The sequence below is a fragment of the Virgibacillus sp. MG-45 genome, assembly GCF_036409425.1.
GTDB lineage: Bacteria > Bacillota > Bacilli > Bacillales > Amphibacillaceae > LDC-1.
The window spans coordinates 242,879-268,710 of the sequence record NZ_JAXOFU010000001.1 but is presented as its reverse complement, the minus strand read 5'-3'; the positions used below and the strand labels follow the sequence as shown (position 1 = coordinate 268,710).

Annotated in this window: 33 protein-coding genes and 1 pseudogene; 27 read left to right on the top strand and 7 right to left on the bottom strand. The window is 35.6% G+C overall.

All coding sequences use genetic code 11. The features are described 5' to 3' along the window. The first annotated feature begins 7 nt into the window (after positions 1-7). The 5 genes from SPK86_RS01435 to SPK86_RS01415 all read left to right on the top strand — a co-directional run bounded on the left by SPK86_RS01435 (position 8) and on the right by SPK86_RS01415 (position 4,623). Entirely contained in the window at positions 8-988 is a 981-nt protein-coding gene (locus tag SPK86_RS01435; RefSeq protein WP_443089745.1) for a BMP family ABC transporter substrate-binding protein, read from the top strand. A gap of 108 nt (positions 989-1,096) precedes the next feature. Beyond that, positions 1,097-2,035, top strand: coding sequence for a beta-ketoacyl-ACP synthase III (locus SPK86_RS01430; RefSeq protein ID WP_284139432.1), 939 nt, complete (start codon positions 1,097-1,099; stop codon positions 2,033-2,035). Positions 2,036-2,079: 44 nt separating this feature from the next. Further along, complete coding sequence (gene fabF, locus SPK86_RS01425; RefSeq protein WP_284139431.1) at positions 2,080-3,318, top strand: beta-ketoacyl-ACP synthase II; 1,239 nt, start codon at positions 2,080-2,082, stop codon at positions 3,316-3,318. A gap of 182 nt (positions 3,319-3,500) precedes the next feature. Continuing rightward, entirely contained in the window at positions 3,501-3,710 is a 210-nt protein-coding gene (locus tag SPK86_RS01420; protein ID WP_443089742.1) for a hypothetical protein, read from the top strand. A 145-nt stretch (positions 3,711-3,855) separates the two neighbouring features. Then, a complete protein-coding gene (locus SPK86_RS01415; protein ID WP_330948530.1) occupies positions 3,856-4,623 on the top strand; it encodes a YjbA family protein in 768 nt (255 codons plus the stop codon). A 56-nt stretch (positions 4,624-4,679) separates the two neighbouring features. On the opposite strand, the gene trpS is transcribed toward SPK86_RS01415, so the two are convergent. The 3 genes from trpS to SPK86_RS01400 all read right to left on the bottom strand — a co-directional run bounded on the left by trpS (position 4,680) and on the right by SPK86_RS01400 (position 6,497). Then, entirely contained in the window at positions 4,680-5,672 is a 993-nt protein-coding gene (trpS, locus tag SPK86_RS01410; protein ID WP_330948529.1) for a tryptophan--tRNA ligase, read from the bottom strand. Between the two features lie 50 nt (positions 5,673-5,722). Next, a complete protein-coding gene (locus SPK86_RS01405; protein WP_330948528.1) occupies positions 5,723-6,013 on the bottom strand; it encodes a hypothetical protein in 291 nt (96 codons plus the stop codon). A 94-nt stretch (positions 6,014-6,107) separates the two neighbouring features. Next, positions 6,108-6,497, bottom strand: coding sequence for a hypothetical protein (locus SPK86_RS01400; protein WP_330948527.1), 390 nt, complete (start codon positions 6,495-6,497; stop codon positions 6,108-6,110). A gap of 975 nt (positions 6,498-7,472) precedes the next feature. On the opposite strand from SPK86_RS01400, the gene SPK86_RS01395 reads away from it, so the two are divergent. From SPK86_RS01395 to SPK86_RS01345, 11 genes are all read left to right on the top strand, one after another. Beyond that, positions 7,473-8,180: a response regulator transcription factor gene (locus SPK86_RS01395; RefSeq protein WP_330948526.1), complete on the top strand. Its 708-nt coding sequence runs from the start codon at positions 7,473-7,475 to the stop codon at positions 8,178-8,180. Between the two features lie 10 nt (positions 8,181-8,190). Next, positions 8,191-9,531, top strand: coding sequence for a sensor histidine kinase (locus SPK86_RS01390; protein WP_330948525.1), 1,341 nt, complete (start codon positions 8,191-8,193; stop codon positions 9,529-9,531). Positions 9,532-9,637: 106 nt separating this feature from the next. Next, complete coding sequence (locus tag SPK86_RS01385) at positions 9,638-10,264, top strand: class I SAM-dependent methyltransferase (RefSeq protein ID WP_330948524.1); 627 nt, start codon at positions 9,638-9,640, stop codon at positions 10,262-10,264. 208 nt (positions 10,265-10,472) lie between these two features. Then, positions 10,473-10,856: a DUF302 domain-containing protein gene (locus SPK86_RS01380; protein WP_330948523.1), complete on the top strand. Its 384-nt coding sequence runs from the start codon at positions 10,473-10,475 to the stop codon at positions 10,854-10,856. 25 nt (positions 10,857-10,881) lie between these two features. After that, positions 10,882-11,076, top strand: coding sequence for a hypothetical protein (locus SPK86_RS01375; protein ID WP_330948522.1), 195 nt, complete (start codon positions 10,882-10,884; stop codon positions 11,074-11,076). Between the two features lie 98 nt (positions 11,077-11,174). Continuing rightward, complete coding sequence (locus SPK86_RS01370; RefSeq protein ID WP_330948521.1) at positions 11,175-11,417, top strand: SHOCT domain-containing protein; 243 nt, start codon at positions 11,175-11,177, stop codon at positions 11,415-11,417. A 51-nt stretch (positions 11,418-11,468) separates the two neighbouring features. Beyond that, on the top strand, positions 11,469-11,855 hold the full coding sequence (locus SPK86_RS01365; protein WP_330948520.1) for a hypothetical protein: 387 nt from the start codon (positions 11,469-11,471) through the stop codon (positions 11,853-11,855). Between the two features lie 77 nt (positions 11,856-11,932). Continuing rightward, complete coding sequence (locus tag SPK86_RS01360; RefSeq protein ID WP_330948519.1) at positions 11,933-12,121, top strand: hypothetical protein; 189 nt, start codon at positions 11,933-11,935, stop codon at positions 12,119-12,121. 37 nt (positions 12,122-12,158) lie between these two features. After that, complete coding sequence (locus SPK86_RS01355; RefSeq protein WP_330948518.1) at positions 12,159-12,464, top strand: SHOCT domain-containing protein; 306 nt, start codon at positions 12,159-12,161, stop codon at positions 12,462-12,464. Between the two features lie 15 nt (positions 12,465-12,479). Next, the gene (locus tag SPK86_RS01350) at positions 12,480-12,710 is read left to right on the top strand and encodes a hypothetical protein (RefSeq protein ID WP_330948517.1); all 231 of its coding nucleotides are present in this window, start codon (positions 12,480-12,482) and stop codon (positions 12,708-12,710) included. A gap of 363 nt (positions 12,711-13,073) precedes the next feature. Next, positions 13,074-13,211 (top strand): hypothetical protein, encoded by a 138-nt coding sequence (locus SPK86_RS01345; RefSeq protein WP_330948516.1) that lies wholly within the window; start codon positions 13,074-13,076, stop codon positions 13,209-13,211. 181 nt (positions 13,212-13,392) lie between these two features. On the opposite strand, the pseudogene SPK86_RS01340 reads toward SPK86_RS01345, so the two are convergent. Further along, positions 13,393-13,597, bottom strand: a pseudogene (locus SPK86_RS01340) (IS66 family transposase); the annotation flags it as partial. Positions 13,598-13,792: 195 nt separating this feature from the next. On the opposite strand from SPK86_RS01340, the gene SPK86_RS01335 reads away from it, so the two are divergent. The 3 genes from SPK86_RS01335 to SPK86_RS01325 all read left to right on the top strand — a co-directional run bounded on the left by SPK86_RS01335 (position 13,793) and on the right by SPK86_RS01325 (position 17,668). Then, positions 13,793-14,089 carry an ArsR/SmtB family transcription factor gene (locus SPK86_RS01335; protein ID WP_443089744.1) on the top strand — a complete coding sequence of 99 codons (297 nt, stop codon included), beginning with the start codon at positions 13,793-13,795 and terminating at the stop codon, positions 14,087-14,089. 11 nt (positions 14,090-14,100) lie between these two features. Beyond that, complete coding sequence (locus tag SPK86_RS01330) at positions 14,101-16,545, top strand: heavy metal translocating P-type ATPase (RefSeq protein WP_330948515.1); 2,445 nt, start codon at positions 14,101-14,103, stop codon at positions 16,543-16,545. An 85-nt stretch (positions 16,546-16,630) separates the two neighbouring features. Further along, entirely contained in the window at positions 16,631-17,668 is a 1,038-nt protein-coding gene (locus SPK86_RS01325) for a flavin-containing monooxygenase (RefSeq protein WP_330948514.1), read from the top strand. Between the two features lie 107 nt (positions 17,669-17,775). On the opposite strand, the gene SPK86_RS01320 is transcribed toward SPK86_RS01325, so the two are convergent. Both SPK86_RS01320 and SPK86_RS01315 read right to left on the bottom strand, forming a co-directional pair. After that, entirely contained in the window at positions 17,776-18,108 is a 333-nt protein-coding gene (locus SPK86_RS01320) for a hypothetical protein (protein ID WP_330948513.1), read from the bottom strand. Positions 18,109-18,309: 201 nt separating this feature from the next. Continuing rightward, positions 18,310-18,738, bottom strand: a complete 429-nt coding sequence (locus tag SPK86_RS01315; protein WP_330948512.1) for a hypothetical protein — start codon at positions 18,736-18,738, stop codon at positions 18,310-18,312. Between the two features lie 92 nt (positions 18,739-18,830). Between SPK86_RS01315 and SPK86_RS01310 the strand changes: the two genes are divergently transcribed. Beyond that, positions 18,831-19,052 carry a hypothetical protein gene (locus SPK86_RS01310; RefSeq protein WP_284139426.1) on the top strand — a complete coding sequence of 74 codons (222 nt, stop codon included), beginning with the start codon at positions 18,831-18,833 and terminating at the stop codon, positions 19,050-19,052. Here the strand turns inward: SPK86_RS01310 and SPK86_RS01305 are convergent. Further along, positions 19,049-19,441: an Hsp20/alpha crystallin family protein gene (locus SPK86_RS01305; protein ID WP_330948511.1), complete on the bottom strand. Its 393-nt coding sequence runs from the start codon at positions 19,439-19,441 to the stop codon at positions 19,049-19,051. The two genes, SPK86_RS01310 and SPK86_RS01305, sit on opposite strands and share 4 nt — an antisense overlap. 162 nt (positions 19,442-19,603) lie before the next feature. Here SPK86_RS01305 and SPK86_RS01300 point away from each other — a divergent pair, with 162 nt between their 5' ends. From SPK86_RS01300 to allD, 7 genes are all read left to right on the top strand, one after another. Continuing rightward, entirely contained in the window at positions 19,604-19,891 is a 288-nt protein-coding gene (locus tag SPK86_RS01300) for a hypothetical protein (protein WP_284139424.1), read from the top strand. Then, entirely contained in the window at positions 19,866-20,096 is a 231-nt protein-coding gene (locus tag SPK86_RS01295) for a spore germination protein (protein WP_284139423.1), read from the top strand. Before SPK86_RS01300 ends, SPK86_RS01295 begins: the two co-directional genes overlap by 26 nt. A gap of 215 nt (positions 20,097-20,311) precedes the next feature. Then, on the top strand, positions 20,312-20,719 hold the full coding sequence (locus tag SPK86_RS01290) for a DUF1259 domain-containing protein (RefSeq protein WP_330948510.1): 408 nt from the start codon (positions 20,312-20,314) through the stop codon (positions 20,717-20,719). 95 nt (positions 20,720-20,814) lie between these two features. After that, entirely contained in the window at positions 20,815-22,032 is a 1,218-nt protein-coding gene (locus SPK86_RS01285; RefSeq protein ID WP_330948509.1) for a putative glycoside hydrolase, read from the top strand. Positions 22,033-22,299: 267 nt separating this feature from the next. Continuing rightward, positions 22,300-23,538 carry an allantoate deiminase gene (allC, locus tag SPK86_RS01280; RefSeq protein ID WP_284139420.1) on the top strand — a complete coding sequence of 413 codons (1,239 nt, stop codon included), beginning with the start codon at positions 22,300-22,302 and terminating at the stop codon, positions 23,536-23,538. A gap of 87 nt (positions 23,539-23,625) precedes the next feature. After that, complete coding sequence (gene allE, locus SPK86_RS01275; RefSeq protein WP_284139419.1) at positions 23,626-24,390, top strand: (S)-ureidoglycine aminohydrolase; 765 nt, start codon at positions 23,626-23,628, stop codon at positions 24,388-24,390. A 260-nt stretch (positions 24,391-24,650) separates the two neighbouring features. Next, positions 24,651-25,700 carry an ureidoglycolate dehydrogenase gene (gene allD / locus SPK86_RS01270; protein WP_330948508.1) on the top strand — a complete coding sequence of 350 codons (1,050 nt, stop codon included), beginning with the start codon at positions 24,651-24,653 and terminating at the stop codon, positions 25,698-25,700. The last annotated feature ends 132 nt before the right edge of the window (positions 25,701-25,832 follow it).

Sequence of the window (25,832 nt, the reverse complement as noted above, 5' to 3'; positions counted from 1 at the left end):
GATTGGAGTGCCTACATTGAAACGATTTATTCTCATTCAATTAATTATGATTTCACTTTTAATAGTAGCTGGCTGTGGCGATATGGCACACCAAGGCAATCTAGAGAAAGTCGGGATGCTAGTGGAAGGAACGATTAAGGAGAAATCATGGGATACAAAGGGCTATGAAGGACTGCAACATATTAAGGACTCCTTTGATGTAGACGTTTTTTATAAAGAAAATGTAAAAACGGAGCAAGATGTGCTTGATGCGGTAGATGAATTCGCACACAAAGGAGTCAATTTAATTTTTGGTCATAGTAGCAGCTTTGGTAAATATTTCGTTGATATTTCAGAGCTCTATCCAGATGTTCACTTTGTGTATTTTAATGGTTCTTATTCGAGTAACAATGTAACAAGCTTTAATTTTAACGGACATGTCATGGGCTTTTTTGCAGGGATGGTTGCTGGAAAAATGACCCTAACCGATCAAGTCGGTATTATTGCAGCATATGAGTGGCAGCCTGAAGTAGAGGGGTTTTATGAAGGGGTAAAATTTCAAAATCCATCAGCTAATGTGTTAATTGATTATGTTCATGATTGGAATGAAACAGAAAAGGCTGTTGATATGTATGAAGAGATGAAAAAGAAACGAGCCGACGTTTTTTATCCAGTTGGAGATGCGTTCAGTAAAAAAATACTGGAGCTTGCAGCTAATGATTATTTATATGCGATTGGATATGTGATGGATCAATCCAATGTTGATCCTGATGCGGTATTGACAAGTACGGTACAGCATGTGGATATGTTGTATAGCTTAGCAGCTGAAAAATTTAATAAGAGTAAGCTAAAGGGAAAGGTTTATTCCTTTGATTTTAAAAACAATATTATCTCACTCTCTCCATTTAGCCGAATTGTTCCTGAGTCTTTTCAGTTAACGTTAAACAAGGCAATTGACGAATATAAGGAAACAGGACTTTTACCAAATCAATACGCGGATCAGCAATAAGGAAAAAAGCGTTTTTAGCGAACTACTTGCTAGAAAATCTTTTTTGCATTAAAATTAGTACCAAGTCATAACATTTGATAATAACATTATGTGTAAGGGGATGGATTTATGGGCGTTGGCGTAATTGGAACAGGTCATTATGCTCCACCAAAAATCGTTACAAATAAAGATTTGGAAAAAATAGTAGATACAAGCGATGAGTGGATTCGCACGCGTACTGGAATAGAGGAAAGAAGAATTGCTGCTGATGATGTTGATACATCGGATATGGCGTATTTTGCAGCGCAAAAAGCGCTGGAGGATGCGAATATCCAGGCAGAGGATATTGATTTAATTTTAGTAGCGACTGTTACACCTGATACACCATTTCCATCTGTTGCTTGTGTGCTGCAAGAAAAGCTTGGTGCAGTAAAAGCGGCAGGAATGGATGTAAGTGCTGCTTGTGCAGGCTTTATGTATGGAATGATTACTGGAAAGCAATTTATTGAAACCGGAACGTATAAGCATATATTGGTAGTGGGTGTTGAGAAGCTATCGAAAATTACTGATTGGACGGATCGTAACACGTGTGTATTATTTGGTGACGGCGCCGGTGCTGTCGTGCTAGGTGAAGTATCAGAAGGTAAAGGTATACTATCCTTTGAGCTAGGAGCAGATGGTACTGGTGGAAAGCATTTGTATGAGGATGATCAAAAGCATATTATTATGAATGGTAGAGAAGTATTTAAGTTCGCTGTTCGACAAATGCCAGAGTCCTCGGTTAATGTCATTGAGAAGATAGGTTATAATAAAGAAGATGTAGATTATTTGATTCCGCACCAAGCAAATATTCGAATTATGAATGCTGCACGCGAGCGATTAGGGATTGCAGAGGATAAGATGGCAACAACAATTAAAAAGTATGGAAATAATTCTTCAGCGTCCATTCCTATGGCTTTATCAGAAAGCGTTCAGAACGGTAAAATAAAAGACAATGACCTCATCGTCCTCGTAGGCTTTGGCGGCGGATTAACGTGGGGTGCAGTTGCAATTCGCTGGGGACGATAATAGCGATAATAGAAAAAGAACCATGCATGATAGGAGGGTAAAAATTGGAGAATAGAAGGGTAGTCATCACAGGGGTTGGAGCGATTACTCCACTTGGTAATGATGTACAAACGATGTGGGATAGCTTGATAGCAGGCAAGTCAGGGGTTGACTTTGTCACACATGTGAATAAGGATGAATTTCCTGCAAAAGTAGCTGCAGAGGTAAAGGATTTTGATGCAGCAAAATATATGGATAAAAAAGATGCACGTAAAATGGACCTATTTACACAGTTTGCTGTTGCTGCAGCAAAAATGGCTGTTGAGGATGCAAAGCTTGTTATTGATGAAAGCAATGCAGAACGAGTTGGAGTTTGGATCGGTTCAGGAATTGGTGGTATGCAAACGTATGAAGATCAATTTCGAAAGTTTTTAGAGAAGGGGCATCGTCGTGTGAGCCCGTTCTTTGTGCCGATGATGATTCCAGATATGGCGGCAGGTCAAGTTTCGATTCAATTAGGAGCTAAAGGAATTAATTCTTGTTCAGTAACAGCTTGTGCTTCTGGAGCGAACTCTATTGGTGACGCATTTAAAGCTGTGCAACGTGGACAGGTCGATTATATGATTGCTGGTGGAGCAGAAGCACCAATTACAAATATGTCGTTTGCTGGCTTCTCATCCATGAAGGCTCTGACATTTAACGAGGACCCAACAAAAGCAAGTCGTCCTTTTGATAAGCATCGAGACGGGTTTGTAATGGGGGAAGGTGCTGGTCTTCTGGTACTAGAAACATTAGATTCTGCTTTAGCGCGTGGGGCTAACATTTATGCTGAAATTGTAGGCTATGGTGCTACAGGGGATGCATATCATATTACTGCTCCTGCAGAAAGTGGAGAAGGCGCAGCAAGAGCGATGAAGCAAGCACTGGAGGACGCACAAGTTAATCCAGAAAGTGTGGACTACGTTAATGCGCATGGGACAAGTACAGATTTGAATGATAAGTATGAAACAGCAGCAATACGCGATGTTTTTAAAGATCATGCAGATCAATTAGCTGTTTCTTCTACGAAGTCAATGACAGGGCATTTGCTAGGAGCTGCTGGTGGGGTGGAAGCAGTAATCTCTGTTAAAACAATTGAAAATGGAATGATTCCACCGACAATTAATTATGAGACACCTGACCCTGAATGTGATTTAGATTATGTTCCAAATGAAGCAAGAAAGCAAGCTGTTCGCTTTGTAATGAGTAACTCATTAGGGTTTGGCGGTCACAATGTTTCCTTATTGTTTAAGAAATATGAATAATAGTGTTTTATTATGTTGAAAAGGGCTGTTCCATAAGTCATAAAAGATTTATGGACGCCTTTTTTTTCGTGTGAAAAATAGTGCTTTCCTATCGAGTTGCTTTCTATAAAGGATTGCCTTGCATGAATGCTTGTTCGCTTGCATAAAATGGTATAAAGCATTGGACAAGCGTGGGCGGTGGTATGGTGGGAATAATTTTTATTTTTTTACTCGGATTTGGGCTCGCTGTTTCTGGCGGTGTAACCTTAATTGCCTATATGAATTTCTTGCCAGCAGGCGTGTCATGGACCGAATATTTTATTTATATAAGCGGCCAGTTGGAATGTTATTTTCTTCCCATTGGTATCGTAATTATGACAATTGCTATCTTTCAATTTCCGACCAAACCTTAACATCCAATCGAATATTTTTTGTTTTAGTTGGTCATAATGATGGTAAGGTACACGTTCAAAATGTACCAGTTTTGGAAAAACTCATGTAGCTGCTTCGCCATTATGACTGTCTCTGAAACAATTTTGATTGAAGTGAGGGTTGACTATGTTATATTTGCATGATGTTTGGGTGAATTGGTTTGAGGGAGAAGAAAATGGATATAGTGTTTGCTATTTTCACGAATGGCGAAAAGAAGATAAAATTGAGTTGTTAGACCAGGTTCCGCTCGTATACATAAGTAAACCACTGTTTCATTTTATTGAAAATGATATGCATGATCTGCCTAAAGCATTGCTTGATATGATTTATAAGCGTGCATATATGCGTAAAGGGCATGAACGATCTGTATTAGATTATGCATGTGTCGTAACAGACGGCACTGATATGCTTGCTTTTGATACAATTGGTTATCAAATTCCAATCCGGAAAAGTAGGTTGATACCAAGACAGGAACAGCTTGTATACGATATGATTGAAAATACTAAACCACAGCATTTTAGTTTTGATGAGACGGCATACAAAAAAGAATACCATATGCTATCGATGCCACCTGAGCTTGTATATGGATTGACGAGGCGGGAAAGACAGCTTAAGCAGCTTTTAATGATGGCGTTGGATCAGCTACATACATCAAATAACATTAATGAGCTTCGTTATTGGTTAACCGAATGGGACCCAAAGCAATATCCGGCCATTCGTTATATGAACGAGGAAAAGGTATGGGAAGCGCTATATGAAGGAGTGAAGTATGGTTGGACAGACGCCCATGAGGATTTATGTGAAAAGCTGATAAAAGGTCAGCCTTTCCTTGAAAAACTGTGGGAGTTCGAGCATGCATATCATCCATCAAAGCAAAAATCAAAAAACCAGTGAAGGATATTTATCCTTCGCTGGTTTTTTTCGGGGCCGATATCTAATCGACTCCATGACTATTTTTTACGAACTCTTCCAAGTCCCATTGCTTTTTTCGCTTTTTGTAGCATTTTGTTCGCTGTAAACGATGCTTTTTCTGCGCCTTGATCAAGAATCAAATCTAATTCATCCGAATCGATAAGCTGATGGTATCGTTGTTGAATTGGTTCAAGCAACTGAATAACAGCATTTGCCACATCCTGTTTAAATTGACCGTAGCCAACACCTGTATATTTCTTTTCTAATGCTTTGATTGATTCTCCTGTGCAGCTTGAATAAATGGTTAACAGGTTAGAAATACCCGGTTTCTTTTCTTTATCAAATGCGACGATGCCTTCTGAATCGGTGACTGCACTTTTTATTTTCTTTTCAATTTTCTTCGGCTCATCCAGCATCGAAATAAATCCCTTTTCATTTTCATCGGATTTACTCATTTTTTTCGTAGGCTCTTGAAGTGACATGATACGAGCGCCGACCTTCGGAATCTTTATTTCAGGAATGGTGAATATATCATTATATCGATTATTGAAGCGCTGTGCTACATCACGTGTTAATTCAAGGTGCTGCGTTTGATCTTCGCCTACTGGGACGATATCTGTTTGATATAACAGAATATCTGCCGCCATAAGGGATGGGTACGTGAATAAAGCTGCAGATACAGCCGCTTTTCCATCTGATTTTTCCTTGAATTGTGTCATGCGTTCCAATTCGCCGATATAGCTCTGCGATTGCAAGATCCAACCGAGCTGCGTATGAGCAGAAACTTCCGATTGAATAAATAAAGTAGATTTGTGTGGATCAATGCCTGCTGCTAAATAAAGCGCGGCTAAAGAACGAATATTATTTCTAAGCTTTAGTCGATCTTGTGGTACTGTAATTGCGTGCTCATCAACGATGCAGAAATAGCATTGATGATCATCCTGTAGCGTTACAAATTGTTTCATTGCACCTAAGTAGTTACCGAGTGTAAGTGTACCACTAGGTTGAATTCCAGAAAAAATCGTCTTCACTTAATATCACTCCCGTATTTTTTTAAGCATAAAAAAATCCATTCTTCCCCTTATAAGAAGGGGCGAATGAACCGCGGTGCCACCGTACCAATAAACTTTGGGTATGCCCATTCCTCATTCGTCCCATTAAATTCCTCAAAAGCCTCATATATAAACTTTACTATACTAGCCTCATCTTTCCCAATTTTATTAGGATCTTTATCCCACAAGGTAGATAATAGGCTAAATAGGACTTTTTGATTTTGTTCTTTTACTTTCTTTTTACTTACTCTGTCTTTTTCAGTTTTGAGTTTTTCTTTTAATTGATTAAATTTTTTGGGAGGTACGGTGGTGATGCTCATTGCCTTTTTAGCAAAAGTTTAATTAATTACCATTTCCTTATTTGGCTTATACTCAATTGATTCTATCACATGTTTTAAATAATTTCTTACTTCCTTAGTTGTTTGATTTTTTATAAAAGGTTTCAGGATGAAGTAATAATCCCACTACTTTCTGCAATTCAATTTTTTTCATATTTTGTTCTTCTTGTTCATCATTTAATTCATTTTTCTTCTTTCTTAACTGTCTAATTTGTTTTGATAATTCCTCACCTTGTTTTATTAAATCCATTTTAAACTCGAGATCAGTTACTTGACTAATGCTAGAGATAATACTCTGCTTAGATTCTTCAGCTTTTTTAATTTGGTTATCTAAGCCATTTAACTTCTCAAGATATGCTTTATTATTTTCTAATGACACCTTTTGGTAACTATATAAATTTTTCAGTACATTAAGTACCACAGTTGAATTACCAAATATGTAAATATATGTTATTAACCTTTTCAATACCATTTCTTCTTATCAATTTCAACAAAACCCCTCCTTTTCCACCAAGAATTAGAGCTAATATCCTTCTGTAATCAGAGTTATAACCCTAAGTGTATAATCACCTATGTATAAAAATAAGTAGGATTACAGACACATCTTTGCTTCTTTTTATAATACTTTGTCCTTCTCTTTTGCACAAAAGTTTAGCATAAAGGGTACATTTCAGTTAGAACAATTATACTACTACATTGCCAATTAGATAAAGGGAGAATTAGACGTAAATACGGTTATGAAAATAATTGAAATTTTGAATAGCAAATTTTGATGGCTGATACTTGTCCTTGTATTTCAGGATGTCGTCATTTAATCGACACAAAATCAAGACCTTAACCTCTTTTTTTGCGGAGAAATTAAAAAAAGAGCGTTAAAATAAGTTTAAATTAAATGGAGGTGTGTGACGTTGGGGAAAGTGATTCATTCGCCGTGATACAAATTGGCTTTGCTAGCTTTAATGCTTTAACATTTGATAAAGATTAATGGCTTTAATATTTATAAAAAGGAATTATTAAACAATTTGGGTCTTAACAGAGTAACTCTAAAAATTTGAGGATAATATAGAAACAATAATGTTTGGGCTTTGAACTTATATGACACTATCAAGAACTGGAAAATCATTTAAAAACCTGGCTGAAGAAGATATTGCAAATAGGAAAGATGTATTTAGAGAAAAAATCTCACTTTTTCATTGTTGTATAACGATGAGCAACAAGATTGTTTGTATATAAAAGAGTTGAGAGCTTTAAATAGAAGCATTGTAGATCATTGTACGATTGTATAATGCTTATTTACAATGAATACTTTCTAGTACCAACTCTACCCTCGAAATTAATTTTATTCTAATAATTTATTATAGTTGGGTGAATTGTGTGGAATTTATGAGGATTCCCCTTTTTAATGAAGAAAATGATAATATGCCTATAAGAGGTGATTTTTATGAATAAAATTCTTGTGGTTGATGATGAAAAAGTAATACTTGAAGTATTGGAAGCTTATTTTGAAAAAGAAGGATGGGAAGTTCTTTTCGCTTCAAATGGAATTGACGCTTTAAAAATTGTAAAAGAACAAAGTCCTGATCTTATCATATTAGATTTGATGTTACCGGATATTTCAGGTGAGGAAGTATGTAGGTTGGTAAGAAAGGATAGTAATGTACCGATTATCATGCTAACCGCTAAGTCTGCCGAAGATGATTTAATTAATGGGATTGTCATTGGTGCAGATGACTATGTAACAAAACCATTTAGTCCAAGAGAAGTGGTTGTGAGAGTAAAAGCTTTATTAAGAAGAACACAGCAGATGGAAAACGGTAACCAAATAAGTTTTAACCATCATAAACTTAGGATTGATCACGTTAAAAGGGAAGTAAGGCTGAATGATGCGATTCTTGCTCTGACTCCAAATGAATATAGGATTTTAATTACGATGGCAAGCTATCCGGGGAGAGTGTACAGTAGGGCTGATCTATTAGAAAAATTACAAGAAGACGGCGCTTATTTCGAGGGATACGAAAGAAATATTGATACACATATAAAAAATTTGCGTAAAAAAATGGAAACCGATACTCGTCATCCTGAGTTTATCATTACTGTATTTGGAATGGGGTATAAGTTTGGAGGAGAAAAGGATGAATCTAACGCTTAGGACAAGGATATTGTTATATCTTTTAGTGGTCTCTTTAAGTGGCGTTTTTATCACTAGTTTCACTATCTTTTTTGGCGTGGAAAATCAATTTACTGATTATCTCAAAAAAAATAGAGAAGAAAGTATCGAGACAATTAAAAAGGAAGTACTTCAACAATATGATGAGACGGGAGAGTTAACAAACGAACAATTAAATAATATGCTGCATCAGCAGGCAATGACAGAGAACTTATACTTTAAACTTTATGATAGTAATGGTGAATTATTAATTGATTCAACATCTTTGCGCTCAATGATGGGAATGATGAATGGGACGCAATCCTCAATAGACCCTAATGACTATCGGTCAACTTCATACCAATTAAAAAATAAAAATGAAGTAATCGGGAACTTGACTGTGTTTTACCCAGAACAATTAATGGGTGAGGATTTTATCTTTTTGAAATCAATAAAACGAAATATTCTCATTGCGGTATTGGTTACCGTTATTTTATCGATTTTATTTAGTTTATTATTTTCAAATCGTTTAACGTCAGGTTTTAAAAAGTTAATAAATGCGATTGCAGAGTTACGTAATCATCAATGGCGAACAAGAATCCCTGTTGAAGAATTGACAGATGAAATGAGACCTTTAGGAGAGTCGTTTAATCAGCTTGCAGAATCCTTAGCAAAAGAAGAAACGCTACGAAAAGAGTTTACAGCTAATTTTGCTCATGAACTCAGGACACCACTTGCAACGCTAAGGAGTCATATTGAAGCTTTTCAAGATGGGATATGGGAACCAGATTCAAAGAGATTAGAGCAATGTCATGATGAATTAATGCGCCTGGTTAGGCTAGTAAATGAACTAGAAAAATTAATTGCAGCTGAAAATCCCCAGATTAGATTGAATAAAACAAGGTTAGAAACTGGAAAACTATTGTCCTTCATAAAAGAGCAATTCAGCCCATTGTTTATGAAAAAAGGAGTGGATTTAGAAGTACAAAATACCGAAGAACAACATTGGTTTAATGGTGATCGTGATAAAGTCATTCAAATTTTAACCAATATCGTTAATAATGCCCTGCAATATACACCGCAAGGGAAAAGAGTTTCTATTTATATAGAAGAAAAAAATGATCAAATTTTTTTCATAGTAAAAGATGAAGGTGAAGGAATTAGTGAAGATGATCTTCCATTTCTATTTGAAAGGTTCTATCGAGGTGATAAATCACGAGATCGAAAAACAGGTGGAGTTGGAATTGGGTTGTCGATTGTAAAGGCTTTTGTAGAAGCGCATCAAGGAAAAATAAAGATAGAGAGTCAATCAAATGTTGGTACAACTGTAGAAGTACAATTACCAAAGGAGTAAGACCAAATGCCGTTAGGTTTAATACTATTGTATATTCACTCACTATTTTCAGTGTTTTATATTTGATAAGTTAATTAATCCAATATATTTTAGGGAGAGATTTAACGTGGAAAAGAGACAAACTGAAAAGATCAAGAATCGTTATAATCGGGTGTCAAGGATATACGATTCCATGGATAAAATGATAAAGGAGAGCTGGAGAAAAGATCTGCTCAAAAATGTAAAAGGAAACGTTTTAGAAGTAGGGATAGGTACCGGTGCAAATCTTCCGTTTTATCATAACGACATTTATTTGACAGGTATAGATTTTAGTCCAGGTATGTTAAAGCATGCAAGGAAAAAGGCAAAGACTCTATCTCTGCCCTATCAAATAAATCTACTGGAAATGGATGCGCAGCAAATGGAATTTCCAGACAATACTTTTGATTATGTCGTAGCCACTTGTGTTTATTGTTCTGTGCCTGACCCTGTAAAAGGGCTAAGAGAAATGGGCAGAGTCTGTAAACCGGATGGGAAAATTATTCTGTTAGAACATATGAGAAGCGAGAATGAAGTAGTAGGGAAAATGATGGATCTAGTAAATCCTATTACGGTTAGCATGTGGGGAGCGAATATTAACCGAAGAACATTAAATAATATTAATAAGGCAAGTTTAATAATTGAACAGAAAGAAGATTTATTTTATAGCATTGTAAGAAAGTTTGTAGTTAAACCTAATAAAAAGGCCAATTAAAGTTGAACAAAAATAATATTAAAAGTAAGGGATTAAGCCACTAGATGGACTTAATCCCTTTTTGTTTTTGTGTCATTTCATGAAGTGTTTGATTCCACATAACTTCCACATAATTTGCCCATAAGATCTATACAAGTTTTGCTTATGATAAGGACAAGTAAAGAAAACAAATGAAGCTTTACAAGTGAAAATTTAAGGAGGAGATAAAATGTTTCATTATACAGTTGTAACTGAAAAACCAATTAGTCAAATTCTTAATGATTTGGAGGAGAATTTAGCAAAAGAAAAGTTCGGTGTTTTGTGGAGCTTTAATATTAAAGATAAATTAAATGATAAAGGGTTAACTTATAATCAAGACTTTTATGTGTTAGAAGTTTGCAATCCTTTTGAAGCAAAGGAAGTATTATCGATGACAAGTCAGGTTGGTTATTTCTTACCTTGCAAAATTGTCGTGTATGAAGAGGATGGCATCACCAAAGTTGGAATGGTCAAACCAACCGCATTAATAAGTATCTTAGGAGATACCAATCTAGATAGTAAAGCAGCCGAAATGGAACAGCGCCTTATTACCTGTATAGACAAAACAAAATAAGAATAGATCAAGGAGGGATTATCCTATGTTTAAAAAAGTGGATCAAGATGTAACAAAGAAATATCAAAGTATTCTCAATACAAATCCTTTTCTTACAGGAGATTGTCATTCTTGGCAGTTAGGTGAAGGATTATTTAGATATGAAAATGAAAATATAACATTGATTAAAATGGATAGGGATGGAAACTACCAGTGTTATAGTATGGATGTTGAAAAGTAAAGGTTATGTAAGTTTATCTACATAACTTTCACATAAGTTACTCATAAAATCCCCATTAGTAAAAAGTATTATTGAATTAAGAAAGGAGAGATAAAGCAATGATGGGATTAGGACATGGTTATGGAATGTTTGGATTTGGAGGTGGATCATTCGTGATGATATTGGTGTTTTTACTCTTCGGTTACCTCATCTATTTAGGGATTAATAGTCAAAATCCAGGTTCTGTAAATAGAAAACAACCGGTAGCAGGTTCAAATGCAATAGAAACTGCCAAATCTAGACTTGCAAAGGGTGAAATATCTTTTGAAGAGTTTGAGCAAATCAAGAAAAATATTTTATAAAGCTAATAAATAATTAATAATATAAAACTATTAAAAGGAGATTGATTAGACATGAATATACTTAATGGAATTTTAGCAGCAACTTTAGTATTTACAGGTGGGGTAGGATTAACTACTCTATTTTCTGAAGAGGATGCTCCGAATCAAAATACAGTAATCCAAGAGCAAGATGTTAGATATGACCAAATGATAGATGTGATGGGGACAGGCAATTTTGAAAGTATGCAAAAGTTTATGGAAGAAGGCAATGTAAATTTTGATGAGATGCAAAAGTTTATGGAAGAAGGTAATGTGAATTTTGGACAAATGAAACCATATATGAGTGCAATGCATCCCAATTTAGATAACCAAGAATTAGAAGAACTGTATAAAAGTATGCATGGAACAGGTGGTGCTTCAGGAAGCAATAATTTTAGAGGAATGGGTAGCATGTATTAAAAAGTGATGAGCAGGTCAATTAACTTTGGCCTGCTACTACAAAAATTCGAAAACAGTATGGATAGAGGAGTGAAGTTATGTTTTTAATACTTATTTTAGCTATTGGCTTTTATCTGTATAAAACAGGTGAATTGCAAAAAATGTCTGGCAATAATCAAACAAAAGTCAATAATAATCCAAATGAACTTAAGAAAGTGATTGATTATAGATATGCATCCGGTCAAATTTCTATAGATGAATATAACAAACTAAAAGCATTACTGTAAAACTAAATTTAATTAAATAGAGAAGGGAGAAATTATTATGATGAATGGAGGACATATGGGTTCCTTTGGAAATGGTGGATTTAATGGATACAATGGAATGCAGCAAGGATTTAATTCGTTTGATATGATGGCAGGTGGGTCTTTGATGACTATGCTTGTATTTGTACTTATTGCTTTTACGCTATATCTCATTTTTAAAAACAAGAAACAACAAACTTCAGTTTCATCAAATATGGGAAATTCCACAGTTATTGAAGCTGAAGAAGTTGCAAAATTACGCTACGCTCGTGGTGAAATAACACATGAAGAATTTCAATCAATTTTAAAGACAATTAAGTTTTAATGAGGTGGAAAAGTCGTGTTAAACTTAATACTATCAACAATAATAATGTACTATCTGGTAAGGACTGGAGACCTATTCAAAATAATAAGGGTTGGGAAAAAAATATTTCATGACTTTCTTCTTAGCTTTAAAAAGGAAAAACAAGAGACAAAAGGTAACAATAATCCTGTAGAAGTATTAAAGCTCCGTTATGTACAAAGAGAAATTGATAAAGGGGAATACGAACAAATTTTAAAGAATTTATAAAGAGTAAAAAGTCGTCTGTATTTTTCAGCGGCTTTTTTAAGTTTTATCATTTAAAGTTCTACAAATAATAAAATCTGCACTTTTCGAATTTTTTCATTTACTGTTATTGGTTCAAGTAAGTACGAGAAAACTTCTTGTAAAACTCTTTTAAATAAAAACTAGTGTTTCTCCATCTAAACTGTCAATTTCAGGATTCAAAGAAACTGAATATTAAATAGGACAACAATTCTTTGATTAATTAATGTTTTCAAACGCTTAACTATGATAGCTCTGAGCATATTGAGTAGGAATTGTGACAATTTTTTCATAATCTAGAATCGAAAGCTACTTTATTTCATAGCAGTGAGCGCATATTAAGAGGATATGAACCAGAGATTTGACATTTCAGAAGGAGTGGAAAAAGTATTAATTGAACAGGAATTTAACTTTGGAAAGAGAGTAATTCTAATGATGATTATGCTAGGAAAAGCAACGAAAGGATTTATGCTACAGATGACATAAAACTGGAACTTAAAGTTTGTATGTGTTGCAGCATATGTAGAGGAATAGTCGTAGACTTATCAGTTGTATCCAGTGTGACGTTTACCAATAGATATAATTACATTAAAAGTATTAGGGTTCACATTTGGCAGAAGAGTAAGCGTAAAATAGTCCACACCTAGCACTAAGGTATGAACTATTGTTATGATTTATTTAGTTGTATCTGGCATTTAGCTGACCATGGAAGTAATTGATCAAGTTGATCCTTGTCGTTTGTATCAATGTTTGGGAACTTTTCAAATAAATAGTTAAGATAGTAAATTGGATTTAATCCCCACAATACTATAGATAATTGCACTTGATTTAGCACCTTTGGCAGTATTTGCGAAGAACCAATTTTTTCTTCCTTAACATAATACGGCTCAACAACACGATGCTTAACCCTAACGTGATAACTTGGATAGGAGACAGGCCATCTTTACAATGAATCTAGATGATCTTTGACACACATATTAGTGATTGCTAATATATTGTTAACATATTCGTTTCGAGTAATATAAGGAGCGTGTCGTTTGGTGGAAAAAGTTGATATCGATATTAAAATGAAATTTTTGCACGGGTTTTCAAATAAAACCAGAATTCAAATCCTTGAAAGTATTAAAACGGAAGAAAAAACAGTTACTCAAATTGTTGATGATTTAAATGGAAATCAGTCCAATATCTCGCAACATTTAGCTTGCTTAAAAGGGTGTAGGCTTATTGTCGGAAGGCAGGATGGAAAATATGTATATTACCGTGTACGTAATCAACTCGTACGTGATTTGTTAACTAATTTTGATGTAGTGCTTGAAGATATTCAAAATGATATTGCTTGTTGTAATAGCCATATCTATCAATAGAGGTGAAAAGAATGAATTCTGATCCAAAAGAAGTGCAGGCAAATGTAAAAGATAACTGCTGTAATCGAAATGCTTCAGAAGAAAAAATGGTTCGTTGTTGTAGCGAGGTTGAGGAAACGCCTCCTATTCATTTCAATCCAGTTAAGGGAGAAAAACTCGAATTTTTGATCCACGGAATGGATTGTCCTTCTTGTGCATTAACGATAGAAAAAGGACTGGTTAGGTTAGATGCCATTCACGAGGTAAAGGTGAATTACAATACTGCAAAATTGCAGGTAATTGGGGACGACACTGTATCCTTTGACATTGTAGAAAGGACAATTCAAAAACTCGGCTTTACGGCAGAACCATTAAAACAAAACAAAAGTGTAAGAACTTACGCTGTTGTAGGAATGGACTGTAGCAGTTGTGCGAAAAGCATTGAAAATCATTTAAATGCGATTCCAACTGTTCATACAGTTACTGTCAATTTTTCAACTGGCAAAATGAAAATAGCACATGAAAATAGTGTTGAGGATATTGTTACGGAAGTATCGAAGCTTGGATATAAAGCTTCACTAATTACAAAACGTAATAAAACTATAGTTACACCCCAAAATAAAGAAGGATATGGAGGCATTACCTTCTCTGGTATCTTAATAGCACTAGGATTTGTTGGCTCCTATACTGGTGTATCGCATTTAATGACTACTTTTCTATATGCTATTTCTATTGTTATTAGTGGTCATAAACCAGTGAAAGGTGCCTACTATTCGATAAAAAGCCGTTCCCTTGATATGAATGTTCTAATGTCTGTTGCAGTAATAGGAGCAGCTTTAATTGGAGAATGGTTTGAAGGTGCAACTGTCGTATGGTTATTTGCTTTAGGGAATACCTTGCAAAATAGATCGATGGAGCAAACGAGAAAATCAATTCGCAATTTAATGGATTTGGCACCATCAGAGGCATGGATTAAAGTTGGCACAGATTTAGTTAAAAAGCCTGTAGAGGAAGTTTCAGTTGGGCAGGTTGTAGTTATTAAACCCGGTGATCGAATTCCGTTAGATGGTGAAATTATTCAAGGTGAGACGAGTGTGAATCAGGCAGCTATCACCGGTGAGTCTATCCCAGTGGATAAATTGACTGGAGATATGGTATATGCAGGTACCATTAATGAAAGTGGCTCGATCGAAGTCAAAGTCACCAAACTAGTCGAGGATACTACGATATCAAAAATCATTCATTTAGTTGAAGAAGCACAGGAGCAAAAAGCCCCTACCCAAGCATTTATTGATAAGTTTGCCAGTATCTATACACCTATTGTTTTTGCTTTGGCATTAGTAGTAATCGTGATACCACCCCTATTCGGCTTTGGTGCTATAGAAGAGTGGGTGTATAAAGGGCTTGCATTATTAGTAGTTGCCTGTCCTTGTGCATTGGTTATATCTACTCCTGTTGCCATTGTTTCTGCAATCGGTAACGCCGCAAAGAATGGTGTCTTAATAAAAGGTGGAACGTTCCTAGAGAAAGCTGGAGCCATTGATGCGATAGCGTTTGATAAAACAGGAACATTAACAGAAGGAAAGCCAAAAGTAACTGAAATTGATGCATTAACTACCACAGAAGAAGAATTAGTATCATTAGCATTTACGTTGGAAGATTACTCCACACATCCAATAGCAAGAACAATTGTTGAATATGCGAAGGATAAGGGAGTTAAGGTTAAGAGCGGAACGTTATTTAAAAATATTGTCGGGAAAGGTGTTCAAGCAACAATCAATGGAGAAGTTCATTATGCCGGTAATCTAAAACTGTTTGAAGATCTAGAAATATATTTAGATGATGTTAGGGCCAAAGTAGAAAAGATACAAAGTTATGGGGAAACTGTCGTGATAATCGGTACACAAACAGAAATAATGGGGATTATCTCTGTTTCTGATACGATTCGCTTATCTACTGTTAAAGCATTAAATGGTTTGAAAGAAGTTGGCGTTAATCAACTGGTCATGCTAACTGGTGATAATGAAGGTGCAGCTAAGAGGATTTCAAGCGAAGCACGTGTCAATCGTTATTTTGCAGAGCTGTTACCGGCCGATAAAGTAGATGCGATAAAACAATTACAACAAGAGGGCTATCAAGTTGCAATGGTTGGTGACGGGATAAACGACGCACCTGCACTTGCTACTGCAGACTTAGGAATTGCGATGGGGGGAGCGGGAACCGATACCGCTATGGAAACGGCGGATATTGTTTTAATGGCAGATAATCTAGAAAAATTACCACATACCGTTAAGCTAAGTAGAAAAGCATTAGCGATTATTAAACAAAATATTTGGTTTTCGTTAGTGGTAAAATTTATAGCATTAGTTCTTATTTTTCCAGGGTGGCTTACACTTTGGATGGCCGTACTTAGCGATACAGGGGCTGCCGTCATCGTGATTTTAAATGCGCTAAGACTTTTAAAAGTTAAAGGATAATAATTAGGTAAGCTGTTCAAATATGCGTTGAATAGCTTACCGATTAATTGAATTTAACCTATATTTTCAAATGGGATGTGATGAGATGTATCATACGATTGTTATCGGTGCTGGACAAGCAGGTCTAGCAATGGGTTATAAATTAAAGCAATCTAATCATTCTTTTCTTATACTTGATAAAGGTAAAGAGATAGGAGAGGAATGGGATAAGAGGTATGATTCCTTGGTATTGTTTACTCCAAGAGCATTCAGTTCATTACCAGGACTAGATCTAAATGGAGATCCTGATGGTTTTCCATCAAAAGATGAAATATCTGATTATCTAAAGGGCTATGCGGAATCTTTTAGCCTACCAATTAAAAATAGCACGAACGTAACAAGCGTTCAAAAAAAGAACAATATTTTTCACATTTCAACCGAGCATTCGGAATATAAAGCTGAAAATCTTATTATAGCGACTGGTCCTTTTCAAAAGCCGAGCATTCCATCCTTTGCAAAAAAGGTTTCAAAAGAAATTGTTCAATTCCATTCGTCAGAATATCAGAATCCTTCTCAATTAAAAGAGGGAAACGTGCTAGTTGTAGGAGGAGGGAATAGTGGAGCACAGATTGCTGTGGAAATTGCACGAGAAAAGAAGACGTATCTGTCAACAGGGCAACTGTTATCGTTTCTTCCGTTGTTAATTAGAAATAAAAGTGTCTTTTGGTGGTTTGATAAGCTTGGTATATTAAAGACCACTACCAATTCGTTCTTTGGGAAACTAATTCAAAAAAAAGGGGACCAAATTTTTGGACTTGATTTGAAACATGCCATTCGAAATGGTGATGTAGTCATTAAACATCGATCCATGGATGCGAATAAAGACAGGGTAATATTTCAAGACAATACGTACCTTAATGTACATAACATAATTTGGGCAACTGGATTTATTTCAGATTATTCATGGTTAAAAATATCAGGCGTATTAGACGAGAAAGGAAAACCTATGCATAAGCGGGGGATTACCAATATAGAAGGGTTATATTTTCTAGGGTTGCCTTGGCAATCTCGAAGGGGTTCTGCACTGTTGCAAGGTGTAGGAAATGATGCAGAATATTTAATTACGCATATTCAAAATAAGTAGTGGTTAGATCTAGAAGAGGGGATCGTTTTGGGATGTATTCGAGAATTATTCCTCTCTTCCATATCAGTAAATGGATTCCATACTAGAAACGATTTTCAAGAAAGTAGCTATTTTTTGCCTACTAATTTAAAGTAAAATAATGAGGATATACAACCAATAAGCAAAGCTGAAAAAACACTAAATAAAGTTAATATTCCTGCTAGAACTGCACCATGGTTTACGTATTCACCTTGAGGGAAAAATAATAGATTAATAATGGTGGTAGACGCGATCAAAGATATAACAAAGAAGATGAACATTCCTACAAGTATCTGAAGTTTTGAAGAGGGATTATGTTTGTACTTTAGTATAAAGATTACCATGGGTATCATTCCGAACAAAAAGATACTATAAATTATTTCTCCACCTTTAACTTCATTCCAAAAAGTAAATAATGACATGTTACTCCCTCCTAGTACTGCCGTATTTCAAAGCAAGCCAACTACTTTTAATTTTATCTTTTGTTTTTTCGAAAAACAAATATTTATTAGGTATACTGGTGCTGATCTAAGTATCTCCTGAAATTTTGCAATGGTTGCTGGCTTTGCAAACGAAGTTAAAATGTAAAGGTATTAAATTTTCGTAGACGAAAATTAATTTCTTTATTTCTTCCCCCTAATATTAATCGTCGGTTCAGAAGGCGGAGGAGATTCAATATTCACTTTTTGCATTGTATTTTCATCCATTTCTTTTTTAGAATGTTTAGGTATAGGGGGAGGACTCATGCCTTGTCCATAATTTGCCCCAATATTTAATCTACCCCCTAGTTCTTTAATCCCTAAAGCGCCAATATTATTATTTGTCTCGTATTTATCAATATAAATGCGATCCACGTCAATTTTTTTAATATGAATTGGTTGCAATCTTTCATCTGTAATGAATTGATCTAATTTTTCTTGCAGCATACGTATTTCATCTAGAACGTGTTCTTCTGCGGCTTGCTGCTTGAGTCGCACAAGCTCGGTTTCTAGAGTTGTTATTCGTTCTTTTATGGATGGATCTAGAAACATATTAATAAGGTTTCTAAGCATGTAATCCCACTTTTCCTTCAAATAGTAATTATTTCGTAAAGCAATGCATACTTTTTCATAACGACACTCTATTTATAAAGAGAGGGAAGAAGATGAAAAAAAGAAATATTAATATTCCTTTTGTAAAAGTAAACTCAGTTGACTATGCATCACAGGCATCGGTTGGTATAAATAAAAAGCGCTCCTATCAAACAGGAATAAAAAGATCGATGATGATGCGACAATTTAGTGATGGAACACACTTAGTAGATACACAGCTATTTATCAATGATGCGGATTTCTCAGACAGTGTCTCCTATAAAAGTGAGGACTAATCAATGATAATTTTACGACTTTGAGAAGGCTTCAATGAAAACTTAATAATTAACAGTCCTTGATCCATGAAGGAAGAGACTTTACTGGGGTCAACTCGATTAGGAAGTCCGATGATTCGGCGAAATGGTGCTAAACTTCTTTCTTGCTTTATGTAAGCGTATTGATGATAAAGCGCACTCGGATTTCCTCTTATCATTAATTGATGTCCTTCGATAAATACTTCCACCTCTTCTTTAGTTAGACCTGGAATCTCTACAATGATTAATAATTCCGTTTCATTACGGAGGATATCAATAGGAGGGTGTTCTTTTCCATCGTGTTGTTGTTCCGGTTGTTCAGAAGAATTCGTAGATGTATTTTTAGAATGATTGGAGGTAAAAGCTTCCATTTGCTCATTAAAAACATTATCCCAAAAGTCTTTTCCATGGAATTGTTGAGCTACCTCATACCATTTTTAAAATTTATCGATATCCATTCAATGTCCCGCCTTTCTTTAACTATACATATTCAAAAATTAATGACATATACATTTTAAAAAGGGGGATACGGGATGAATGACAGACATTCCATTGTGACGAATAATATCTTTATATTGAAGATAAATTCTGTTGAAAACGCCTCTGCTGTAAATATAGGAGAAAATTATTTGTATGATTGGAATAACTCGGCAAAATATACACAAGGATTCGGCTCCAATTATGGAGATGCCTGTGATTTCCTCGGATTAAAATCGGCTATTGATGATCGAGACTTAATTGATTCACCATCAACCTATCGAAAAAGCTATGAATCAATTCCCAGGGAGGGATTAAATGAACTTCATGCCGATGTATATTAATTTGTTTGCTTTTAAAACGAATACGGTTGATAGAGCTTCTGCTGTTGGATTTGGACCAAACCAGCAGCTTGATTTATTTGTTTCAACGAAACGAAATCAAGGCATTGAATCGATGGGGGACTGGTCACCAAATACTTCGACAATGACAAATATAATGGATTCCGATTTAATGGATGCACTTGCATCAAAGGGGAGTGTCGTGTAGCTTGTTTCCCCCCACTTTAACTATTAGTTCAAGAGAGTAAGTGGGGGAAAGTACTTTGTTACAAAAGGAAGAATAAGGCCTTGTTATCACCTTTATACTTGTATATTTCTATATTTCGAAACAAAAAGCAGCAGATATCGTCAAAGCGCCTTTCTTTTAAAGTGAGCGCGCTTTTTTGTGTTTTGAAGAAAAATGCAAATAAAGGAGGAAAATCTGTGTCCCAATTGCAGGCTACTGGAAATCGATTTGCAAGCATCCTCAATGGGGAGTGTACCATTAACAAATATGGCTGTATGGTGTCGCTCACACGTGATTTTGGTGTGTATATTCAAGGGAAAATGAGTAATAAAGCAACATCTGTTGGTGTTACCTTTGAAGCATTAGATGATTATGGAAACGCCTTAAATTTAGCTGAAATCGCAATTTTACAGGATGAAGTTTTTCCATTTGTTTTTGCTGCAAGCTATTATGGACTGCATGTTAGTGCTTTACATAATCATTGGATTTTTACCGACCCAACGATATTTCATATCCATTTGCAATCTATTGAATCTCCCCTTTCTTTTGCTCTAAAGCTAAAGCACTCCTTTTCAGCGTTACAAAGCGAACCAATTTCAGGATAATCAATTAAAGGTTGACAAAAACTTTGGAAATTCGTTTAATTTGTTTATATTTTTCTATATAATAAAGTTAAACAGAAATTAGGAGATTGATAGGGATGCGTAAAAATCGTTCGAGAATCTACATATTTATTGGCATTCTTCTATTTATTGTATTGGCCTTCACGATACCAATAAAAAGTAATGGGGATAAGCTAATGGAAGTCACACTACATAAAGAACGGAAAACAACGATCAAGCTGTTACCGACGAATGAGAAGTTTACCCGGTTTACGTTTGATTCAGGCTATCATTTTGAATACCCAGATGCAGTAAGGGGAATCTATGTAACTGGTAATTCAGCTGGAGGTAGTCGATTTGACACACTATTAAACCTTGTAGAAACCACTGATTTGAATGCAATGGTTATTGATATTAAGGATGATCATGGAAATCTCACGTTTACACCCGAAGAAGGCTCTCCATACGCCTCCATCGCGCAAAATTATATCCATGATCCAAAGGAAATGATGCAAGTCTTAGAAGAAAAAGGGATATATCCAATCGCACGGGTTGTTGTTTTTAAAGATACAAATCTTGCAAAAGCAAAGCCGGATTTATCATTTAAAGAAAAAAACGGAAAAGTATGGGTGAATGGTAGAGGTGAAGCATTCGTAAATCCGTTTTTGAAGGAAGTATGGGAATATAATGTTGCAATTGCTAAAATAGCTGCAGAGATGGGATTTCAAGAGATTCAATTTGATTATGTTCGATTTCCAGAAGGCTTTGAGCGTCGTGACGGTGAGCTTGAATATAAGCAGGGAGATTATATGAATTCCAAGCTTGATAATGTAAAACGCCGGGTAGAAGCAGTTACGGATTTTGTCGCTTTTGCCAAAAAGGAATTGGAATATTATGATGTTGATGTTTCCGTAGATATATTTGGATACGCTGCGACGATTCCAGAGACACCTGGAATTGGTCAAAATTTCTCGCGGATTTCAGAAAATGTAGATGTTATTTCTTCGATGATCTATCCAAGCCATTGGACGAATAATTATTTCGGAATCCCCATGCCAGATAAAGAACCATATCGCTTAGTTTCGGAATATGCAAAGGTAGAAAATGAAGTGCTTGGGAAGCTAAAGAATCCGCCAATCTCTAGACCATGGATTCAAGATTTCGAAGCTCCATGGCTATACAAAGGTGCTGCGATGCAGTACGGTAAAAAAGAAGTCGAGGCACAAATTAAAGCACTAAAGGATAATGGAATAAATGAATATTTAATTTGGAATGCTGGAAACGTGTATTCATTAAATGTGGATTATACACCTTAAGTGAAAAGAAGCAAAAGCAGGAGAGCCTGCTTTTGCTTCTTTATTTTTATGTGCCTTGTATAGTTTTTATCTAAAATGGCCATAGATAGACAAATTATTTGTTTAAAGAAGACAATTACTTTACATCATGAATGGGATATAATAATTTATGGAAGATTAACAGGGGAAATCTTGTTTTAAACAAGATCAATTATTTAATCTAGTTTGCATTTATAACCCCATATTTACATTAATACTCATGAATGACATGTAGAGAGGCGGTATAGCATGAATAATGCATATTCAGGAAAAGAAGTGGAAGACAAGCTTGTCTGGCTAGGCAAATTCGGTGGGAACCCTGATGGCGGCGTTTCAAGACTTTTGTATTCAAAAGAATGGGTAGATGCCCAAAACGCCTTGAAAAAGCTACTGGAAGAAGAAGGCCTTGCAGCACAATTTGATGAAGTTGGAAACCTATTTGGCCGTTTAGAGGGGACTACTTTTAAAGATGAGACTATTCTAACAGGCTCTCATGTTGATACGGTTAAAAATGGTGGGATTTATGATGGACAATATGGAATTATCGCAGGATTTCTTGCGCTAAAATACTTAAAAGACACGTATGGCCCGCCGTTGCGAAATTTAGAAGTTGTCTCGATGGCAGAAGAAGAAGGAAGTCGTTTTCCATTTTCTTTCTGGGGATCCAAAAACATTGTGGGACACCCAAGTGTTGAAGAAGTAAAGCACATGGAGGATTTTGATGGTATTCCTTTTGAAGAAGCGATGCATAAAGCAGGATTTGATTACAAAAAAGATCCACAGCAAGTGCGTCAAGATTTGAAAGCGTTTGTTGAGCTCCACGTAGAGCAAGGAAACGTATTAGAAAAAGAAGGCAAGTCGGTTGGGATTGTTCAGCATATTGTTGGACAACGTCGCTTTACTATTACGCTTGATGGGGAAGCAAACCATGCAGGAACAACGCCGATGGGATATCGTAAAGATGCCATGAATGCTGCATCACGAATGATTTGTGCAATTAACGATATGGCTTTAGAACATGGTGATCCATTAGTTGCGACAGTTGGGAAGCTAATTCTTGAACCAAACACCGTAAACGTTGTGCCAGGAAAAGCTACGTTTACATTAGATATTCGTCATACACATAAAGATGCTTTGCATCAATTTACGGATGAAGTAACAGCAAAAATGAATGAAGTTGCTTCACAACTTGGAGTAAGAATCGATATCGATATGTGGATGGATGCAGATCCGGTTCCAATGGACCCAAATGTTGTTAAAGCGATACAAACACAATGTGAGCTTAATAAACTGGATTATAAGATGATGCACAGTGGTGCGGGACATGATTCACAGTTAATGGCACCAGCAATGCCTACTGCGATGATTTTTGTTCCGAGTCGAAATGGAATTAGCCATTCTCCACATGAATATACCAAACCAGAACAGCTTGCTGTAGGTGTTAATGCTTTAATTGGTGCATTATATGAGTTAGGGTATAAGGAATAATTTAGATATTTTACTTTTCTGGAGCATGGGAAAGATTTATTACTTCAGAGAGGTAGATGAATAATATGAAATAAGGAGTGTTTATAGATGGGTTATCCAAAAGATATTTTAACGAGTAGAGCAGTTATCAAACCAGGAATGTATGCAATTATTCCACCTGAAGGTCTAGTAAATAATGTTGTGCCAGGATTTGAAAATGTAACGATGAGTATTTTATCTTCTCCAAAAATCGGTGCAAGCTTTGTTGATTACATTGTTACATTCCATGAAGGTGGAAAAAACGAAAAAGGTTTTGGTGGACAAGAAGATATTGAAACATTTGTTTATGTGCTAGAAGGCAAAATTCAAGCAAAAGCAGATGATGAAACGTTTGTACTTGAACAAGGCGGTTACTTATACTGCCCACCATCCGTAAAAATGTATTTCGAAAACCTAGAGGCTGGAGATTCCAAGGTGTTTCTTTATAAGCAGAAGCACATTCCATTAGAAGGCCATAAGCCATGGGTATATGCTGGAAACTCAAATGATATCGAAGAAGTGATTTATGATGACATGGAAAATGTACACATCCAAGACTTACTTCCAACAGATATCGCTTTCGATATGAATTTTCATATTTTAACGTTTGACCCAGCAGCTAGTCACCCATTCGTTGAAACACACTATCAACAGCATGGTGCATATTTGTTATCTGGTGAAGGGATGTACAATTTGGACAATGAGTGGATTCCAGTGAAGAAAGATGACTATATCTTTATGGGACCATACTGCTTACAAGCAGCGTATGCAGTTGGTAGAGAAAAATTATCTTATGTATATTCAAAAGACTGTAATCGTGATGTAACACTTTAAGATTTGTGTGAATGGTAAAGAGTAGGATTGCTTTTTACCATTCTTCCTTAATAGGGATGTTTAGTGATTTTAGCCCTTATGTATGCCATCATGCTTGGATGCTGCATAGGTCGTTAACCATTTTAACCATCTATGCAGCATCCAAGAGGTTACAAACGCATACAACCTTGAACGAACAGTGCAACTTATTATTTTTTTACAGAAAACAAAGAAATAATTACCTATTACTACTGTGTAAATCATACTAGAGGTGAGCTTAAATGAGATTATCCAAACAGGATTTGAGCAATCTATTTAAAACGAAGCTGATGAAAGCTGGATTAACGGAAGAGCATGCAGCTATTGTCGCTGATGTACTCGTGTTTGCAGATGCAAAAGGAATTCATTCGCATGGTGCAGTTCGTGTGGAATACTATGCAGAGAGAATTGCTAAAAATGGGATTAATCGAAATCCAGATTTCAGATTAGAAAAAACAGGTCCTTGTACAGCGATTTATCATGGAGATAATGGTGCAGGACATGTGGCAGCAAAATATGCGATGGATGAAGCGATTAAAATCGCAAAAGAAAATGGTATTGCTATAGTAGGTGTAAGAGAAATGAGCCATAGTGGTGCAATTTCTTACTTCACGGAAGAAGCAGCAAAACAAGATTTGATCGGTATTTCAATGTGTCAATCAGATCCGATGGTTGTCCCTTTTGGTGGAGCTGAACCATATTATGGAACAAATCCACTCGCATTTGCAGCGCCTGGAACAGACGGAAGAATTATTAGCTTTGATATGGCAACTACTGTACAAGCTTGGGGAAAAGTTCTTCATGCCCGTTCTAAAAATACCGCCATTCCAGATACATGGGCTGTAGATGGCAATGGAGAACCGACTACGGATCCATCCAAGGTAAGAGCATTATTGCCAATAGCTGGACCAAAAGGGTATGGATTAGCCATGATGATTGATGTTTTGTCAGGGATTTTATTAGGGCTTCCATTTGGAAATAAAGTTTCTTCTATGTATCATGATTTAAGTGAAGGAAGAAATCTAGGACAGCTTCATATTGTTATTAATCCAAGTGCATTTACTTCAATTGAATTATTTAAAGAAAACATTGGACAAACAATGGATGATTTGAATGCAATTAAGCCTGCAAAAGGGTTTGATAAAGTTTATTATCCAGGGCAAAACTATGAAAAAATTGAAAAAGATTATGCTGAAAATGGCATTGAAATAGTTGACGACATTTACGAATACCTTGTATCCGATGTTGTTCATAATAATGCATATGATCATCAAGGAACATTTGTTGAATAATCATCCATGCTGCTTCTTCAAGGATTTACTTTAATAGAAAAATAAGCATTTAATGAAACCAAAAGCATTACAATCCTCTTTCTAACAAGAATGATTGTAGTGCTTTTTGATTTTATACACATTTATATGGTG

What these genes read in the sequence shown, in the direction of transcription:
- SPK86_RS01285 (WP_330948509.1), top strand. Translation starts at nt 20,815, where the DNA reads ATGCGTAAAAATCGTTCGAGAATCTACATATTTATTGGCATTCTTCTA.
- SPK86_RS01360 (WP_330948519.1), top strand. Translation starts at nt 11,933, where the DNA reads ATGTTTTTAATACTTATTTTAGCTATTGGCTTTTATCTGTATAAAACA.
- SPK86_RS01380 (WP_330948523.1), top strand. Translation starts at nt 10,473, where the DNA reads ATGTTTCATTATACAGTTGTAACTGAAAAACCAATTAGTCAAATTCTT.
- SPK86_RS01395 (WP_330948526.1), top strand. Translation starts at nt 7,473, where the DNA reads ATGAATAAAATTCTTGTGGTTGATGATGAAAAAGTAATACTTGAAGTA.
- SPK86_RS01330 (WP_330948515.1), top strand. Translation starts at nt 14,101, where the DNA reads ATGAATTCTGATCCAAAAGAAGTGCAGGCAAATGTAAAAGATAACTGC.
- SPK86_RS01405 (WP_330948528.1), bottom strand. Translation starts at nt 6,013, where the DNA reads ATGAGCATCACCACCGTACCTCCCAAAAAATTTAATCAATTAAAAGAA.
- SPK86_RS01315 (WP_330948512.1), bottom strand. Translation starts at nt 18,738, where the DNA reads ATGCTTAGAAACCTTATTAATATGTTTCTAGATCCATCCATAAAAGAA.
- SPK86_RS01375 (WP_330948522.1), top strand. Translation starts at nt 10,882, where the DNA reads ATGTTTAAAAAAGTGGATCAAGATGTAACAAAGAAATATCAAAGTATT.
- SPK86_RS01320 (WP_330948513.1), bottom strand. Translation starts at nt 18,108, where the DNA reads ATGTCATTATTTACTTTTTGGAATGAAGTTAAAGGTGGAGAAATAATT.
- SPK86_RS01345 (WP_330948516.1), top strand. Translation starts at nt 13,074, where the DNA reads ATGAACCAGAGATTTGACATTTCAGAAGGAGTGGAAAAAGTATTAATT.
- SPK86_RS01430 (WP_284139432.1), top strand. Translation starts at nt 1,097, where the DNA reads ATGGGCGTTGGCGTAATTGGAACAGGTCATTATGCTCCACCAAAAATC.
- SPK86_RS01305 (WP_330948511.1), bottom strand. Translation starts at nt 19,441, where the DNA reads ATGGAAGCTTTTACCTCCAATCATTCTAAAAATACATCTACGAATTCT.
- allD (WP_330948508.1), top strand. Translation starts at nt 24,651, where the DNA reads ATGAGATTATCCAAACAGGATTTGAGCAATCTATTTAAAACGAAGCTG.
- allC (WP_284139420.1), top strand. Translation starts at nt 22,300, where the DNA reads ATGAATAATGCATATTCAGGAAAAGAAGTGGAAGACAAGCTTGTCTGG.
- SPK86_RS01335 (WP_443089744.1), top strand. Translation starts at nt 13,793, where the DNA reads ATGAAATTTTTGCACGGGTTTTCAAATAAAACCAGAATTCAAATCCTT.
- SPK86_RS01355 (WP_330948518.1), top strand. Translation starts at nt 12,159, where the DNA reads ATGATGAATGGAGGACATATGGGTTCCTTTGGAAATGGTGGATTTAAT.
- SPK86_RS01415 (WP_330948530.1), top strand. Translation starts at nt 3,856, where the DNA reads ATGTTATATTTGCATGATGTTTGGGTGAATTGGTTTGAGGGAGAAGAA.
- SPK86_RS01370 (WP_330948521.1), top strand. Translation starts at nt 11,175, where the DNA reads ATGATGGGATTAGGACATGGTTATGGAATGTTTGGATTTGGAGGTGGA.
- SPK86_RS01310 (WP_284139426.1), top strand. Translation starts at nt 18,831, where the DNA reads ATGAAAAAAAGAAATATTAATATTCCTTTTGTAAAAGTAAACTCAGTT.
- SPK86_RS01420 (WP_443089742.1), top strand. Translation starts at nt 3,501, where the DNA reads ATGGTGGGAATAATTTTTATTTTTTTACTCGGATTTGGGCTCGCTGTT.
- allE (WP_284139419.1), top strand. Translation starts at nt 23,626, where the DNA reads ATGGGTTATCCAAAAGATATTTTAACGAGTAGAGCAGTTATCAAACCA.
- SPK86_RS01365 (WP_330948520.1), top strand. Translation starts at nt 11,469, where the DNA reads ATGAATATACTTAATGGAATTTTAGCAGCAACTTTAGTATTTACAGGT.
- SPK86_RS01295 (WP_284139423.1), top strand. Translation starts at nt 19,866, where the DNA reads ATGAACTTCATGCCGATGTATATTAATTTGTTTGCTTTTAAAACGAAT.
- SPK86_RS01300 (WP_284139424.1), top strand. Translation starts at nt 19,604, where the DNA reads ATGAATGACAGACATTCCATTGTGACGAATAATATCTTTATATTGAAG.
- SPK86_RS01325 (WP_330948514.1), top strand. Translation starts at nt 16,631, where the DNA reads ATGTATCATACGATTGTTATCGGTGCTGGACAAGCAGGTCTAGCAATG.